The sequence below is a fragment of the Donghicola sp. XS_ASV15 genome (assembly GCF_041224595.1).
Classification (GTDB): domain Bacteria; phylum Pseudomonadota; class Alphaproteobacteria; order Rhodobacterales; family Rhodobacteraceae; genus Donghicola.
In genome coordinates, this window is record NZ_JBGFGN010000111.1 from 1 (window position 1) to 1,469 (window position 1,469).

2 protein-coding genes are annotated in these 1,469 nt (G+C 54.7%); one reads left to right on the forward strand and one right to left on the reverse strand.

What is annotated here, in order from left to right:
• The first annotated feature begins 91 nt into the window (after positions 1-91).
• The gene (locus AB9K37_RS04890; RefSeq protein WP_369835810.1) at positions 92-811 is read left to right on the forward strand and encodes an IS6 family transposase; all 720 of its coding nucleotides are present in this window, start codon (positions 92-94) and stop codon (positions 809-811) included.
• A 130-nt stretch (positions 812-941) separates the two neighbouring features.
• On the opposite strand, the gene AB9K37_RS04895 is transcribed toward AB9K37_RS04890, so the two are convergent.
• Positions 942-1,469, reverse strand: a 528-nt coding sequence (locus tag AB9K37_RS04895) for a hypothetical protein (protein WP_369835809.1), incomplete at its 5' end; no start/stop codon positions are given.

The window sequence follows — 1,469 nt, forward strand, 5'->3', positions numbered from 1 at the left end:
AAACCGCCAGCCGCTACATGATGGTCGAGGCATTCGCTCAGATCGACAACGAGGAGACAGACCCAATTCTCAGCATAAAAGCCGCCTGATCATGACCTCAGGCCACCCGACAAATTACACCACCTTGACGGACGTGACCCCCCGCGACATCATTCTTTGTGCCGTGCGCTGGTATCTGCGCTATCCACTGTCCTATCAGGATGTCGTGGATTTGCTAGCGGAGCGTGGAATCACGGTTGATCGATCCACGGTCTATCGCTGGGTTCAAAAGTTCGGGCCGGAATTGACCAAACGCACCGAGAAGCATCTGCAGCGTGCCAGCGTCGATTGGCATGTTGATGAGACCTACATCCGCGTTGGCGGCAAATGGCGGTATTTGTGGCGTGCGGTCGATGCAAACGGTCAGATGATCGATTTCCGCCTGACCGCCAGACGAGATGCGAAAGCCGCCAAAGCGTTTCTAAACAAAGCGATTGAGCATGTACGGCTGCATCGCCCGGTGACAATTGTGACCGATAAAGCTCAAGCTTATCGGCGTGTCATTCGCGAGATCAATCATCGCTACGATCCTCACTTCGACAGCATCCGACATATCGACAGAAAGTGGCGGAACAACCTGATCGAGAGCGATCATGCCGCCATGAAACGACTCCTTGGTTACCGACAAAGCTTTCGATCCTTGAGATCAGCCAAGGCAACCCTGAGCGGGATTGAGACGATGCGCACCATCAAACGTGGCCCCATCCATCACAAACAACCAGGCGTTCAGGGCGAGATCCAGTTCATCTGCAAAATCTTTGATGCCGCATGATCCAGCGCACCCATCAACGCAAACGATCAACCGCAGCCAATTAATGCAACAGTCCCGGCGGACCAGTTCAATGGGGGAGGCTCAATAACCTGCATACGGTTTCCAGCTCTTCGGTATCTTGCAGAGTACACTAACTCAACAATTCTTGTAACCGCACCATAGAGAAGTGATCCAGCCTGGGGTCCACAACCCCCTTGGCCCAGATCAGATCAGGATGCGTGAAGCCGGACGAGTAGGGTCTGCTCGGCATACTCTCAATAATCGTGCCGGTGCGTGTGCAGAACTCCCAGTCAATCAGATAGCACTGTCCGGCGGCGACAATGACGTTAGACGGGCGCAGATCGCAAAAGGTGTAACCCGCCTCGTGAACAGGCTCGAGGCAAGCGTGGAGCGCGGCCTCGTCAAGCGTCTCGGCGACCAAAAGATGCCCCTCGATGTAAGGGACAAGAAAGGACTGCTCTCCGATCATAACTTCCCGATGTGCGATGCCATGCAAACAGCGCGCTTCGTTGTGCAAATGTGAACGGCGGAGCAATACTCGGCCACGGTAGCGACGGCATAGTGTTGTCGCGGGCGGCGTAAAAGTCGTCCACTTTTGCCCTTTCGGATTTCGGGAGGGCTTGGGGATATACACCGTGGACTTGTATTTGAAGGTGCG

Bases quoted from the DNA above. Each gene is read 5' to 3' on its own strand.
- AB9K37_RS04890 (WP_369835810.1), top strand. From the start codon at position 92: ATGACCTCAGGCCACCCGACAAATTACACCACCTTGACGGACGTGACC.